Raw genomic sequence first — 16259 nt, forward strand, 5'->3', positions numbered from 1 at the left:
GCCGTTCGACAGGAAGCTTACTGTATACGTATCGACCGTCCATTTTGCATACAGCGTCATATTTCCTTTAACCAGACCTGTACCAAAGTTCCAAGCCGTCGTTAAACCGGAATTCGTATACCAGCCTCCGAAGGTATGACCTGCTTTGCTTGGGTTTGCCGGCGATGAGATCTTGCCATCGTAGGCTATCGTTTGGGCAGCTACCGCCGAGCCGCCGTTCGACTGGAAGCTTACCGTATAGGTATCGACCGTCCATTTTGCATACAGCGTCATGTTTCCTTTAACCAGGCCTGTACCAAAGTTCCAAGCCGTCGTTAAACCGGAATTCGTATACCAGCCTGCGAAGGTATGACCTGCTTTGCTTGGATTGGCCGGCGCTGCAACTTTGCCATCGTAGGCTATCATTTGCTCTGCAACAGCCGAGCCGCCGTTCGACTGAAAACTTACCGCATACGTATTGACCGTCCATTTCGCATACAGCCTCAAAGGCCCTTTAATCAGATCCGTATCAAAGTTCCAAGGCATCGTTAAACCGGAATTCATATACCAACCTTCGAATGTATGCTCAGTCTTGCTTGGGGTTGTCGGACGTAAGACTTTGCTATCGTAAGCTATCGTTTGGGGAGCTACCGCCGAGCCGCCGTTCGACTGGAAGCTTACCGTATAGGTATTGGCCGTCCATTTCGCATACAGCGTCATATCCCCTTTAACCAGACCCGTATCAAAGTTCCAAGCCGTCGTTAAACCGGCATTCGTATACCAGCCCGCGAAGATATAACCTGTTTTGCTCGGGGTTGCCGGTGATACGACTTTGTCATCGTATGCGATAGCTTGGTCTGCTACCGCTGAGCCGCCGTTCGACTGAAAATTTACCGTATAGGTATGGGCAGTCCATTTCGCATATAGCGTCATGTTTCCTTTAACCTGATCTGTGCTAAAGTTCCAGGGCGACGATAAACCAGGATCCTTATACCAACCCGCAAATGTATGCTCTGCTTTGCTTGGATTTGCTGGCAATACGACTTTGTCATCGTACACGATGGTTTGGGCAGCTACCGCTGTTCCACCGTTTGATTGAAAACTTACCGTATACGTATTGGCAAGCCACTTCGCATACAGCGTTATGTTTCTTATTACAATATCCGTATTAAAATTCCATTGATTAATGAGTTCCTTTTCCTTATACCAACCTGCGAAAGTATGTTCTGTTTTGGCTGGAGTTGTTGCGACTACTGATCCCTTTTGACCGAAATTTATAGCTTGATTGTCAACTCTCGATCCTCCATTTGAGTTAAACGAAATGACATTCGTCTTCCACGCTGCATAAATAGTCATTGGAGGCGTAACTGTGTTATTCCAAACGTGTGTATATGCAGCTTCAGTATACCAATCATACAGATCACTATTTGTTGCATCAGAATACTGACTTGAAAAAACGCTAGCATCAGCAAGAGCGGGCGTCCCTAAAAAGGTCACCGATGTGAGTGCATTGTAGTGAAATGCGTTGCTCTTCAGATGGGTTACCGTAGATGGAATCACCAATTCGACTATACGGTTTCCGCTGAATGCAGAGTCGCCAATAATACTCACACTGGCTGGAATGTCAATAGAGGTTAATTTGTTGCCATAAAAAGCGTTATCTCCAATCTCCCCCAGATTATTAGGCAATACCAGATTTGCTATTCGATTTCCGAAAAATGCATTCTTAGCAATTTCAGTTACACTATTCGGAAGGTTTAAAGTCGTTATTCTATTACCCATAAATGAAGCTAAACCTATCTTCTCTACACCATCATGAATGGTTAGACTTGTTAGAGCATTATCTTGAAACGCACCTTCTTCAAGCGTTTTAACATTTCCCGGAATTTCCAGACTCGTCAATAGATTTTTATAAAACGCTTTTTCACCAATCGAAACTAATCCATCCGGTAACGCCAGGCTTTCTATGGATTTACTTTGAAAAGCTCCGTCGCCGATTGCTGTTACCCTTTTTCCATTAATCATCTGCGGAATAACGACATGATTTCTCGGAGCAGAATCTGTATATCCTGTTATTGTTACAGTTGTAGTATCCGCATTTTCAATATAATAAAAATCACCACTAAGATCATCTGCATGCACAGGCAAGATGTTAAACGGTGCTAACCATAATGCCATAACAAGCAACAACGTGCATGTTTTCTTCATACCAGCCTCCAACCCTTCATCGTTCTAATTATTCAATCCGCCCATTACTGCCAAATGCTACCTCCCGCATTTTAAATATTTGAATACGATATGTAGCTTAATGAATAATAATAGACAAATACTGAACAAATATAATTAAAATACGAAGTGATTGGTTATGCCCTTTCCATATACTCTTTATATAATTCATTCATTTTTTCAGGAATCGGAATGTTTAACTCTTCTTGCAATTTTTCTTGTATGGTTTCATAAAATTGTTTGCACGCTTGTTTTTTATTTTGCTCAATCAGAAATTGCAGAAGCAGGAGCATATACTGCTCATTATATTCCTCTAGCTCCACCATCTTTTGCAAACAATTCAACTTCAATAATGAATTTATTTCCTTCGTAGTTGCCACATATGACTCTAGCACATTTACGACAGCTTGTTTTAACCGAATTCTTATTCTAACTGCCCATGAATATTCTTCGGCCGCTAGAAAATCATCCTCATAGCAATTCAAAATTTGTTGAATCGACTGTTCATCATGCTGCTCTCTCTCGATCAACGCTAATAATTGCTCGTAATCGCTATCGATTTTTTTTATCAACTGATAGTGATTATTAACGAGTAGAATAGGATTTTCACTTCCATACTGCTTGAGTGTTTTTCTTAATTGATACATCGTGGTGTGAAGATTCACGCTTGCTTTTTCGGGATCAACTTCCGGCCACAAGTTCTCCATAATGACGACATTTAATAATGGTTTTTTTTGATGGAGCCACAGAAATAAGAACAACTCACTTACTTTCTTGGTACGCCACTTCACCGTTTGTTGCCCAGCATCCAATAATTGAAATCCGCCAAATACACGAACATAGAGAATTTCATTTTTATCATCATTCCGTTGTTCCTTGCGCGTGTCATAAACCTGCTGTGCTTTGATCATCGCCTTCTCCAGCCGCTGCTCTTGAACCGGCTTTAACAAATAATCTGTAGCTGCAACGTCAAATGCATCCACCGCAAACTGGGCATGTGCCGTTACAAAAATAAGTTGAATCTGCGGATATTTTGCTAATATTAATTTCGCAATCTGCAATCCATGAACATCAAGCATCTCCATGTCTAGAAAAACAAGATCGATCTGTTCCCGTTCAAAAAGATCAAACGCATCCATCGCATCCGTAAAAGTGCCTTTTATGCAAATCGAGAATTGTGTTAACTCTTCTAACACAATGGCCAATATGTCAATCGCTAGCTTCTCATCATCAATGATGACTATGTTCAATGCGATCATCTCCTGGTAATAATATAATGACCGTCGTTCCTTTTCCTTCTTCACTATATAAACGCAAACTAGCGCTTTTGATTAGCTTAAACTTTTTCAAAGGGTTTTTTAAACCAATTCGCGAATTGCCCCCGCCCACAATTTGCTGCAATTTATCTTCCGGGATCCCTACGCCATTATCATCAATTTTGATACGGATTAGCTGCCCATCCCGCTTAACGCTGATTTCAACCGTGCCCCCTTCCTTTTTCTTGGATATCCCATGAAAGACGGCATTTTCAACTAATGGCTGAAGAGACAATGCTGGAATTTGTATAGCGATGGATTCGTCAATATCATAAATAACAGTCAGTCGATCATCCAATCGCATTTGTTCGATATAAAGATAAGCCTTTACAAGTTCAATCTCCTCCGATATAGAAACCATACTATTGCGATAATGAACATTTAATTTGGCACGAAAGTAAGTAGATAAATAGTAGAGCGCACTTCTCGTATTTTTGATATCTTTATAACTTAACGCAATTATGGTATTTAGCGTGTTATATACAAAGTGAGGCGTCACTTGAGCGTATAAATAATTCATTTCCTCCTCTATCGCATCAATAGAAGATTGACGAACGGCTAGCAATGACTGAATGCGTACCAACAAATCTTCGATCACGATCGGTTTTAACAAATAATCATTGGCTCCGCTATGCAAAGACAGCATCAAATCTGAATGCTGCATAATCGAGGTTAGCACAATAATCGGCAACTCTAATATATCGTGATGCTTACGTACTTTCTTACACAATTCATAGCCCGACATACCTGACATCATGTAGTCGATTAACATACAATCCACTTTATGCGTATTGAGAATGTCCAACGCGTCATACCCATTATCAACGGCAATGAATGTATATCCGCTTTGAGTTAAAGCGTCAGCAAGCAGCTTAATACTCGCATGATCATCATCAACCACTAAAATCGTCTGTTCATTCCCCTTATAGAAGAGCGGCAATTCTAAAGAATGTGAGGTGCTGTCTGTTGTAGAATCCGTGATGCCATCGGTCTTGGCAAGCGGCATCGTGAAGGTGAATATGGAGCCTGCGCCAAATGTACTCGTGGCATAAATGTGACCGTTTAGCTTTTCAACAATATTCTTTGCAATACTAAGCCCTAATCCAAACCCTCTTCTTTCATTTTTCACTCGATAAAAGGAGTCGAAGATATATTCCAGTTCTTGCGGAGGTATCCCCGATCCTGTATCACTGACCCCAATGACCATCTGTTCTTCACGAACCTCTGCAGTAACCTTAATATGTCCCTCCGTAGTATGCTGCAACGAATTATATAGCAAGTTGTAAAGCACCTGCTTGAATCGCAATTCATCCGTATACATGGCTGGCAAAGGATCTTCAACAGCGCTAATCAATCTTATCGGCACATCATCTGACAGTAAGCTTCGGATTTCATCGATCACTTCATTGATGACTGCAATCGGCACAGCGCGTGGTGTGACACTCACTTCACCTGCCATATGATTGGACGAGAACAATAAATCTTCTACCAAAAAACCTAAACGTTGTGTGTCATTATGAATAGATATGATATTTTCCTGTTGCTCACGCTTTAATGGACCCTTAGTGCCTTCCATCAAGGCTTTCGATACGTTTAGTATGCGATTTAAAGGCGTCCGAAGCTCATGTGATGTTTGTATTAAAAACTCATCTTTTAATTGGCTATTTATGTATAGCTCCTCCGATAGTTTTTGTGTTTTGCTAAAGGAGGCATTTGCTCTAAAGCTAAGAAGTGACGCAAAACTGTAAAGTACGAGTACAAATAACAGCAGCTCACTATAATCCATAGGCAGATCAAATAAAAATTTAACCACCATTAAAATGGAGTAGCAGCAAAGCGATACTAAAAAGATTAAAATATAATGCGCGCCTTCTACTTCTTTCAGGAGTACACGGAATAAAACCAATAAGTTATAGAGTACGACTGGAATAATTGCACTTACATACATGAGCTGAAAGAATATAACACCACCCGTTTCATGATTGGCAAACGGATTTGTAATCGCATAGATAAAGAAAACAATGCCAAGTAAAACGCTAATTCTAATGATTGCTCGTTTCTTTATATATTCAGGATACATCGCGTGCACAAAATAGGTTAAGCTGGCAGCTACCAAAGGTATAATGCCTAGCTGTAAACGTATTTGCTCCGAAACGCCTACTGTAGGAAAAAATTGAAAAAATATCTTTTGATTAATAAATGACATGTAAATACCTAGCAATAAGATGAATAGACCAAAAAACAATTCTTCTTTTCGTTTCCGGTTTTGATAATAGGATATTAAATAAATAAGACCAAATATCATATAGCCGATGGATACCAACGCATCCAATAATAATTTCTTGTTGTAATCATTTTCGATGGAACTCTTAGTGCCAAAATCGACTTGAAAAAGAATGCCTGCCTTTGAGTAATTGTAATTGGCTACATGAATGACGATATCAAGCAGCTTATTTTCGCTTGCTGAAAAAACCGTGTATTTATCTGCATTTTCCACACGAAACGTTTCAAATCGATGACTTGGGTTCCCCTTTGCACCGACTTCTTCTCCATTTATAAATATGCGATTGGCTTGCCGGATTGTACGAAGGTATAAGCCGTATTGTCCTTCAACAGGTACTTCTACGATGGTATGATACGTTCCAACAGAGAGCCCTTCCTCATTGGGTTCAACAAGGTTATCCCACTTAGAAGGGACAGCTATACCTATTCGTTGATCTTCAAACTCACTCATCGCCCTGCCCGGAGGGATCAACACATTGGGATAAAATGCCCACTCTCCATCTAATTTTATAATGGACTGCTTATCTAATTGCCCAATATCAATGGATGCGAAACCATCCTGTACAACTGACTTATGTTCTATATGAAAATAGTTTTGATTGCCGAGGAAGAAGATCATCGTAAATAGCATCATAATCATTACAATCAAGCTTATATTCCTTCTCATGATTAAGCCTCCTGCTTTAAATGACTACTCTAGCCTATTCGATCATTCCTAGACAAAATCTGATCAATCATAGTCCTACCTCAATATATCACGGCTCAACTTCCCTACCAACATCGCTGAGATCATTCTCGGTCTAATCATATAAATTTATCATACGCTAATCATGATAACGATTACCGGGGGGGCATGTAGTTGAAAAAAGTTAAAGTCCGTCTACAGCCTATTGTCAGCAGGATAAATATGCCGACTATCATCAAAACAACCATCTTTCCGGGGGACTCGATCGAAAGCATAATTGTCGCAACCCAGGTCGGAGAGATCTTTTATATGAGACACGGAGTGATTGGCATATTTGCAGATATACGTCAGCAAGTCTTAAAACTAGGCGCCAATGGCGGATACGATGAACGAGGACTGTTAGGTCTAGCTTTTCACCCTCAATTTCACTATAACGGTTTGTTCTACCTCCATTACTCAGTAGCTGGAACCCAAGGTCCAGCAGCTTTTTCCGAATCTTTTAAACCTAACCCGTGCGATACCAGCACCTTAAACCTACAGTGGACAAATAGGGAGAAACAATATGACCATGTTGATACCGTTGAAGAATGGATTCTGCCATCGAACGGGCAACCTCAAAGACGGCGTACCTTACTAAATATAAGAAGGCCCTTTTTAAATCATAATGGTGTCAACAGCTTAAACTTTTCACCTGAAACAGGGAAACTTGTTTTGACGACCGGAGATGGCGGATCAGCCTATGACCCCTTTAATTTAAGCCAAAACATGATGGAGATCGCAGGTAAAATAATTGAAATTGATGTGGGAATGAATGCTTTTATTGATCATCCATCCGTCGTTACACGGTTTAATGAGTTGTCCGTGCCTATTCAGGAAACGCTTACGGTCATCGCCAAAGGTGTACGAAATATAACGGGCATTTCTTATCAAAGGTTCAATAATAAGTATGTGAAATATGCAGGAAATGTCGGGCAGGAGCTGGTGGAATCCGTCTTTTCATTCGTTCAATATACACCAATACCGGTTACTCAAGTTGTTCAAGCTTCTATAATGGGGTCTGAGCTTGACCAAGAACAATGTACGAACTTTGGCTGGCGAGGGTGGGAAGGTGTTCTGCCTACTTCCGTGCCAAGAAACTGCCCAGAAAACGCGATATTGAATGAGAAATACATGGCCTATTACGATGAGGCCTTAAAAACTTCCGCGCTGCGTCTACAGCCTTTAACAAGTTATTATCATGAAGATCCCCGCCCCGACAAGTTTGGAGGAACCGCTCTAACAGGCGTTCAGGCCTATAGCGGGAATGAAATCCCCGATTTAAGGGGGAGCGTCGTGTTTACCGACCTTGCTCGGAAACAAGCAAATGCTCCTGCTAGGGGAGTTTTAGCGTATACCAAGATCAAAGCCGATTGCAGACCAAATGATTACACTGTTATTGAAACGGATTATGATTTCGGATCTCAAGCCGCCTATTACGTTTGCCTAGGAACAAATCTGAATCAAACCCGGCTATATTTAGGCGTTTACGGCTCTATGAAAGTAGCCGATTCTAACTTAGGCACTGTATTTGAGATTGTTCCATGGGGGCCATAAGGAGCACTTGCTGATAAGAAATCATCGCTTTCTCGCTGACTAATAACGCAATTAAGCGTTCTTGACTCTGCTTGTGCGTTATTTTAGAACAAATTTCAAACTGTTTAAATAACCGGTACACAAAAACGAAGATCTCAGGCTGCTTATCCTCGCCTGAGATCTTTTTGCACTATGACAGGTAAATGTAGCCTTCAAACTCTACTCCCTCACCAGCAACGCCACTACCTCCACATGACTGATCTGCCTATCTTTTCTCTATGCTTCAACCTCACTACGTCACAAGATATTGCGATTGACAACAACATATTTCTTCAAGATAATACTCATTAGTAATATATAAGACTATCGAGTATTATCGTTGGGTATTATTGGATTATTAATAGCCCCGTGAGTGGCTAGGTATGTATTTGAAGGGGGACATTTAGTTTATGAATATGCGAAAAAGATTGAGGTCGAAGGAAACTAAATTAATGTTTATTGTCGCATTAATTTGCTTACTATCACTCGGTTGGATCGTTGCTAAACAACCTATCGAAGCAAGCGAGAGGGGTACCATTTTTTCAGACATAGAGCCAGGCAGTGAGTATGAAGAAGCTTTGGCAAGCCTAGTGCAACAAGAAATTATTTTTGGCTATTCAGACGGGACCTACCGTACATCAGAAAAATTAAATCGCGAACAAGCAGCGGTTATTCTCGCCAGAGCTCTACAACTCAACCTGGAGGCGGTTGATGATCCCAATTTTCAAGATGTGAATGAAAGCTCCAAGTATTATAAGTCTATTGCTGCTATTGTAAGCGCTGGAATATTCCAAGGATATTCAGATGGAACATTTAAGCCTGACCAATCGCTTACACGTGCGGAAATGGCGAAGATTCTCGTAGTTGCCTATCAGTTACCAGTAGAAGAATTAGCGGTAAACCCTTTTAAGGATGTATCCTCAACGAGTTGGTATGCTCCTTACTTGGCTTCATTGATTCAAAATAAGATTACAACAGGAACTTCACTGACCACGTACTCACCTAATAATGTAGTAACTCGTGGAGAAATAGCTTTATTCATCTATCGTTGTCAACAATTGTCGCAGCAACTCACTGAGCGAACAATCGAGTCTGAAGTGACGACAATCACTTCAGATTCAATTCAATTAGGTAACGAAAGCTTTGCTTTAACTAATGATCAAAAAACTTGGATTACGCCTGAAAATCTTCCGATATTAAAAAAATCAAGAATAAAAGCTCAAATTATTGGAGGGAAAATAAGCCGGATTGAATGGGTTACTCTTTACGCAAATGGGCTATTAAATGATGAAAAGGAAAATCCAACTGTAGTGTTAAAAGGTAATAGTGCCGTTATTGATGCTACCGTGATTATAAAAGGCGACAATTTGTCCATTAAAGACGCTACTATAACAAGGGATTTAATTATAGAAAGCGATGTTCAAAAAAGCTTTTATCTTGAAAATGTACTGGTAAAAGGTTCGACGATACTATCTAAGCCACAAGAAATAGTTGCAGCGGAGTCGTATAGCACATTTGTTTCGTTGGATATCAAAAATAGCCACAATCCCAAACTGCATTTACATAATTCAATTCTGCAATCTGTTAAAGTTTCGTTGGATAGTTTTACCATTAAATTGACTGGTGAAACCAAAGTTAATGAAATAGATCTATTAGTTGATGCTTGTATCGAAGCAGACGCAAGTATAACCATCCCCCTCGTCAGGGTTGGAACTGACGCCTTAAATATAGTGTTAAATGCAATGATAGATTCCCTTTTCATCGAAAATATGAATAGTAGAATTAACCTTAATAACGACGCTAAAATTGAAGATTTACTCTTGGAACTGAAAAATAATGTGACATTCATTTTTCTCAACTACGAGTTGATAAAACACAAAATTATTAGAATTAATGGGGTTCCAAATATAGAGTTGCAACCTTCGGCTGGCGGGTCACCTAACTCGGGAGAAAATTCTAATTTAATTTCAGCAAAAAATGCTGTTGCTTGGTTATTTTCGAACAGTACTAAAACAGCTTTGAAAGCTGGTGTGGACCAAGACACAATTGACGCTGCCAGTGCTAAAGTGAATCTGGTTGCCGACGGTGCGGAAAAGTCAGCGTTGGTCGCGGATCTTCAATTCGCACAACAGCTCTTAAACGCACAACTCGAAGCCATAGCTCACTTACAAGCAGCTACTGAAGCCGTAAATGAGCTATTCTCGGACAGTACTAAAACAGCTTTGAAAGCTGGTGTGGACCAAGACACAATTGACGCTGCCAGTGCTAAAGTGAATCTGGTTGCCAACGGTACAGAAAAGTCAGCGTTGGTCGCGTATCTTCAATTCGCACAACAGCTCTTAAACGCACAACTAGAAGCCATAGCTCACTTACAAGCAGCTACTGAAGCCGTAAATGAGCTATTCTCGGACAGTACTAAAACAGCTTTGAAAGCTGGCGTGGGTCAAGACACAATCGACACCGCAAAGGCAAAAGTGAATCTGGTTGCCGACGTTACGGAGAAGTCAGCGTTGGCGGCGGATCTTCAATTCGCACAACAGCTCTTAAACGCACAACTCGAAGCCATAGCTCACTTACAAGCAGCTACTGAAGCCGTAAATGGGCTATTCACGGACAGTACTAAAATAGCTTTGAAAGCTGGTGTGGACCAAGACGCAATTGACGCTGCCAGTGCTAAAGTGAATCTGGTTGCCGACGGTGCGGAAAAGTCAGCGTTGATGGCTGACCTTCAATTCGCACAACAGCTCTTAAACGCACAACTCGAAGCTATTGCCCACTTACAAGCAGCTACTGAAGCCGTAAATGGGCTATTCTCGGACAGTACTAAAACAGCTTTGAAAGCTGGTGTGGACCAAGACACAATTGACGCTGCCAATGCTAAAGTGAATCTGGTTGCCGACGGTGCGGAAAAGTCAGCGTTGGTCGCGGATCTTCAATTCGCACAACAGCTCTTAAACGCACAACTCGAAGCGATTGCCCACTTACAAGCAGCTACTGAAGCCGTAAATGGGCTATTCTCGGACAGTACTAAAACAGCTTTGAAAGCTGGTGTGGACCAAGACGCAATTGACACCGCAAAGGCAAAAGTGAATCTGGTTGCCGACGGTGCAGAAAAGTCAGCGTTGATGGCTGACCTTCAATTCGCACAACAGCTCTTAAACGCACAATTCGAAGCTATTGCCCACTTACAAGCAGCTACTGAAGCCGTAAATGGGCTATTCTCGGACAGTACTAAAACAGCTTTGAAAGCTGGTGTGGACCAAGATGCAATTGACGATGCGAATGCTAAAGTGAATCTGGTTGCCTACGGTACAGAAAAGTCAGCGTTGATGGCTGATCTTCAATTCGCACAACAGCTCTTAAACGCACAACTCGAAGCGATTGCCCACTTACAAGCAGCTATCGAAGCCGTAAATGAGCTATTCTTGGACAGTACTAAAACAGCTTTGAAAGCTGGTGTGAACCAAGACGCAATTGACACCGCAAAGGCAAAAGTGAATCTGGTTGCCGACGGTGCAGAAAAGTCAGCGTTGATGGCTGACCTTCAATTCGCACAACAGCTCTTAAACGCACAACTCGAAGCGATTGCCCACTTACAAGCAGCTACTGAAGCCGTAAATGGGCTATTCACGGACAGTACTAAAATAGCTTTGAAAGCTGGTGTGGACCAAGATGCAATTGACGATGCCAATGCTAAAGTGAATCTGGTTGCCAACGGTACAGAAAAGTCAGCGTTGATGGCTAACCTTCAATTCGCACAACAGCTCTTAAATGCACAACTCGAAGCGATTGCCCACTTACAAGCAGCTATCGAAGCCGTAAATGAGCTATTCTTGGACAGTACTAAAACAGCTTTGAAAGCTGGTGTGAACCAAGACGCAATTGACACCGCAAAGGCAAAAGTGAATCTGGTTGCCGACGGTGCAGAAAAGTCAGCGTTGATGGCTGACCTTCAATTCGCACAACAGCTCTTAAACGCACAACTCGAAGCGATTGCCCACTTACTAGCAGCTACTGAAGCCGTAAATGGGCTATTCTCGGACAGTACTAAAACAGCTTTGAAAGCTGGTGTGGACCAAGACGCAATTGACACTGCCAGTGCTAAAGTGAATCTGGTCGCCAACGGTGCAGAAAAGTCTGCTCTAAAACAGGCCATTGAAATAGCTCAAAATTTACTTACCCAAGTCTTGGAAGCCCCGACTTTAACGGGGACAGCTCTGAATGTCGACACCGTGCAAATTTCATTTTCAGATGATGCTGCGTGGAGAAACAAAATTTCCGGGGTTTACCTAAACGGCAACTCGGTTCCCATCCACAGCTCTAGGGTGAATCGTTCTACCGCAGGAGTCATTGACATTAATCTTACTGGCGCTTCACTAAGCCCAGGAACACATCAATTTTCAATTAAAGCTGAAGGGTATGCGGACGCTGTCGTTACTATTGAAGTGCTCGTACCGTTAGCAGCCCCGACTTTAACGGGAACAGCTCCGAATGTCGACACCGTGCATATTTCATTTTCCGATGATGCTGCGTGGAGGAACAAAATTACCGGGGTTTACCAAAACGGCAACTCGGTTCCCATCCACAGCTCTAGGGTGAATCGTTCTACCGCAGGAGTCATTGACATTAATCTTACTGGCGCTGCACTAAGTCCAGGAACACATCAATTTTTAATTAAAGCTGAAGGGTATGCAGACGCTGTCGTTACTATTGAAGTACTTGTACCGTTAGCAGCGCCGACTTTAACGGGAACAGCTCCGAATGTCGACACCGTGCATATTTCATTTTCAGATGATGCTGCGTGGAGAAACAAAATTACCGGGGTTTACCTAAACGGCAACTCGGTTCCCATCCACAGCTCTAGGGTGAATAGATCTACCGCAGGAGGCATTGACATTAATCTTACTGGCGCTTCACTAAGTCCAGGAACACATCAATTTTTAATTAAAGCTGAAGGGTATGCGGACGCTGTCGTTACTATCGAGGTGGATCCGCCGTTTGCAGCGCCGACTTTAACGGGAACTGCTCCGAATGTCGACACCGTGCAAATTTCATTTTCAGATGATGCTGCGTGGAGAAACAAAATTACCGGGGTTTACCTAAACGGCAACTCGGTTCCCATCCACAGCTCTAGGGTGAATAGATCTACCGCAGGAGTCATTGACATTAATCTTACTGGCGCTGCACTAAGTCCAGGAACACATCAATTTTTAATTAAAGCTGAAGGGTATGCGGACGCTGTCGTTACTATCGAGGTGGATCCGCCGTTTGCAGCGCCGACTTTAACGGGAACAGCTCCGAATGTCGACACCGTGCAAATTTCATTTTCAGATGATGCTGCGTGGAGAAACAAAATTACCGGGGTTTACCTAAACGGCAACTCGGTTCCCATCCACAGCTCTAGGGTGAATAGATCTACCGCAGGAGGTATTGAAATTAATCTTACTGACGCTTCACTTATACCAGGAACACATCAATTTCTAATTAAAGCTGAAGGGTATGCAGATGCTATGGCAGTGATCATTATTGAATCTTGATTATAATAAGGCATAGTTGTTATGATAGAATTACTTTCTTAACTCGTACGTACTTTCTATTAAATTACTACAGGTGAGTTCAAATAGAGTTTGGAGTTGTTCTAACTGAAAAAAAGAGGTCGAAAAATCGGAGCGGATGGAGAAAAAAGCAGGGAGTTGCTTTTGAAGATCGCAGCAAAACAATTTGCTTTATATGGATTCCATGAAACGAAAATCAGTACTATCGTAAAGGAAGCCAACGTGACACAGCCAACATTTTACCTATATTTCAAAAGCAAAGAAGCAATTTTTCATGAATTGATTGATTTATTTAAAGCTAAGTTGCATACACGGGTTGAGCAAAGCAGACTCACTTCTGGTATTGAGGCGGCAGGGATGCTGCAACGAATCGCAAATAATATTGCCATGATTTTTCAGCTATTTCAAGAAAATGATCATGTCGCACGGATTGGTTTTTTTCTCTCAGAGGATGCTATTGAAATAAAAAAACAAATGGCAGAGCAAATTGAAGAAAACCTTACTGTAGAAGTAGAAAATGGATATTTCCATCCTAACTTTGATTTAAGCATTGTAGCCTCAGCAATCGTTGGTGTTATTGAACACCTTACATTAACAAAGTTATGGACAGGTTTAAAGACACCCGACGAGCTTTCCAAAGAAATAACTAGGCTCTTTTTGTATGGATTAATTAGGAAAGATTAAATTGCAAAAGAAAATTACACAATCCCTGCTCTTGAATGATTAGATGCAAAAGACGCAAAGGAATCATATTCCCTAGCGTCTTTTTAGTTGCTTTACACTGGTACATGTTTAATTTTAACATCAATTTTTAATCACGCATCTCGTCTCAGCTCAATTAACACTTCAAGATCTTCATTTCTTCTTCCAATTCGATTGGCTTCCACAAATACAAAAGACCTAGCGCTTTATTAATTCGAGCTTTTACGGTAGGTAAATGCGGCTCACAAAAATGTTATTTCTTTAATAGCAACGCACAGCATTCAACGTGCGCCGTCTGAGGAAACATATCCACCGGTTGAACCCATTCCAGCCGGTATCCGCTGTCCAGCAGCACCTTGCAGTCCTTCGCCAGCGTTGAAGGATTGCACGACACATACACGAGCCGCTTCGGCTGCGCTTTCGCAATCGCCTGCAAGAGCGGCAGCTCGCAGCCTGTGCGCGGCGGGTCGACGACGACGACGTCCGGGCGGATGCCTTGGGCGACCCATTGCGGGAGCAGTTCCTCAGCTCGCCCCTCGAAGAAGCGCGCATTGTCGATGCCGCTGGCCCGGGCATTATCCCGCGCATCCGCAACGGCCTCCGGGATGACTTCAATGCCGCGCACCTCGCGGGCATTCTTCGCTAGCCACATGCCGATCGTTCCCGTGCCGCAATAAGCATCCACGACCAGTTCCTTGCCCGTCAATGCAGCCGCTTCCTTCGCCGCGTCGTACAGCTTCACCGTCTGCTCCGGATTGAGCTGGAAGAATGCCCGCGGCGACAGTGCGAATCTCACATCGCCCAGCGTCTCGTTCAGCCGCTCGTCTCCCCACAGTACCGTCGTACGTTCGCCAAAAATAAGCGGTGACTTGCCTTTGTTCACATTCTGCGCGATCGTCTTCACCATCGGCACCTTCTCGCGAATGCGCTGGACAAGCCTTCTGGCGTCAGGAAGCCGATCTACTGCTGTAATCAGAGTGAGCTGGACATGCTCCGAAGCCCGTCCTACCCGCGCCACAATCGTCCGTAACGCTCCCTCACGAGTCCGCTCATTATAGATGGGAATATCCAGCTCGCGAAGAACCTCCTTCGTTCCTTCTATCACTTCATTCACGATGGGATCCTGCACTTCACAGCCGCTAATGTCGACCAATCGATGCGAGCCTGCAGCATACAAGCCGGTTACGATCTCTTCACCTTGCCGTCCCGCTTGAAGCTGCGCCTTGTTACGATAACCCCAAGGGTTGTCCATGCCCAGAATAGACCTCATCGGCAACGAATCGATGCCGGCATATCGCTGGAACGCTTCCCGCACTATCTCTTCTTTGGCCGTAAGCTGCGCCTCGTACGTCATATGCTGCAGCTGGCATCCCCCGCATTCTTCGTAGACCGGGCATGGAGGCTGCTGGCGATGCGGCGACTTTTTCTCAATCTCCGTGACCCTAGCTTGAATATAGCCGCGTTCCGCCTTCGTCACCTGCGCTTTTACCACTTCACCGGGCAGCGCTCCTTCGATAAAGACCGCCTTCCGTTTGTAATAGCCGACGCCTTCACCATTAATACCGATGCGCTTGATTGTAATGACAATACGATCGCCCGCTTTCACCTCTTCAGCAGACGAGTGAGCGCTTAGCGATGGGTTGGCCTTTGTTTTGCTTCCGCTATGCCCCGCATGATGCGCTCGATCCTTTCTTTCCCCTCTATTCCCTGCATCCTTCCCCTTGTTCTGGCCTCTATTACGATCCGCTCTCTTGTCTTCCATTCGTGCCATCATGTATTCGCTCCGTTTCCACACTTGGTACATTCACTATACCATAGCGCATCCCCAATCCCAACGGTAGCATCAGCCAGTTCTCTTGCATCCATCCCGCGAGCAAGCTATGTTATGATTAGAAGAACAAG

The 16259-nt window shown here is 43.0% G+C and carries 7 protein-coding genes; 3 read left to right on the forward strand and 4 right to left on the reverse strand.

Features of this window, described 5'->3' with window-relative positions; translation table 11 throughout:
• From D3P07_RS21110 to D3P07_RS21120, 3 genes are all read right to left on the reverse strand, one after another.
• Positions 1-2187: InlB B-repeat-containing protein (locus D3P07_RS21110; RefSeq protein ID WP_147384551.1), on the reverse strand; the 2187-nt coding region annotated here is incomplete at its 3' end.
• A gap of 155 nt (positions 2188-2342) precedes the next feature.
• On the reverse strand, positions 2343-3455 hold the full coding sequence (locus D3P07_RS21115) for a response regulator (RefSeq protein ID WP_119802251.1): 1113 nt from the start codon (positions 3453-3455) through the stop codon (positions 2343-2345).
• Entirely contained in the window at positions 3436-6471 is a 3036-nt protein-coding gene (locus tag D3P07_RS21120; RefSeq protein WP_119802252.1) for an ATP-binding response regulator, read from the reverse strand. Before D3P07_RS21120 ends, D3P07_RS21115 begins: the two co-directional genes overlap by 20 nt.
• A 192-nt stretch (positions 6472-6663) precedes the next feature.
• Here D3P07_RS21120 and D3P07_RS21125 point away from each other — a divergent pair, with 192 nt between their 5' ends.
• The 3 genes from D3P07_RS21125 to D3P07_RS21135 all read left to right on the forward strand — a co-directional run bounded on the left by D3P07_RS21125 (position 6664) and on the right by D3P07_RS21135 (position 14339).
• Positions 6664-8082 carry a PQQ-dependent sugar dehydrogenase gene (locus D3P07_RS21125; protein WP_119802253.1) on the forward strand — a complete coding sequence of 473 codons (1419 nt, stop codon included), beginning with the start codon at positions 6664-6666 and terminating at the stop codon, positions 8080-8082.
• Positions 8083-8510: 428 nt separating this feature from the next.
• Positions 8511-13637: a toxin Cry1Ac domain D-VI-related protein gene (locus tag D3P07_RS21130; protein WP_119802254.1), complete on the forward strand. Its 5127-nt coding sequence runs from the start codon at positions 8511-8513 to the stop codon at positions 13635-13637.
• A 162-nt stretch (positions 13638-13799) separates the two neighbouring features.
• Entirely contained in the window at positions 13800-14339 is a 540-nt protein-coding gene (locus D3P07_RS21135; protein ID WP_259391631.1) for a TetR/AcrR family transcriptional regulator, read from the forward strand.
• 271 nt (positions 14340-14610) lie between these two features.
• Here the strand turns inward: D3P07_RS21135 and rlmD are convergent, their stop codons facing one another.
• Entirely contained in the window at positions 14611-16131 is a 1521-nt protein-coding gene (rlmD, locus tag D3P07_RS21140; RefSeq protein ID WP_310732564.1) for a 23S rRNA (uracil(1939)-C(5))-methyltransferase RlmD, read from the reverse strand.
• Positions 16132-16259 lie beyond the last annotated feature (128 nt).

The sequence above is a fragment of the Paenibacillus sp. 1011MAR3C5 genome (genome assembly GCF_003591485.1).
In the GTDB taxonomy this organism is placed as follows: domain Bacteria; phylum Bacillota; class Bacilli; order Paenibacillales; family Paenibacillaceae; genus Pristimantibacillus.

Coding starts and splice junctions, on each gene's coding strand:
- D3P07_RS21120 (WP_119802252.1), bottom strand. CDS start 6,471: ATGAGAAGGAATATAAGCTTGATTGTAATGATTATGATGCTATTTACG.
- D3P07_RS21130 (WP_119802254.1), top strand. CDS start 8,511: ATGAATATGCGAAAAAGATTGAGGTCGAAGGAAACTAAATTAATGTTT.
- rlmD (WP_310732564.1), bottom strand. CDS start 16,131: ATGATGGCACGAATGGAAGACAAGAGAGCGGATCGTAATAGAGGCCAG.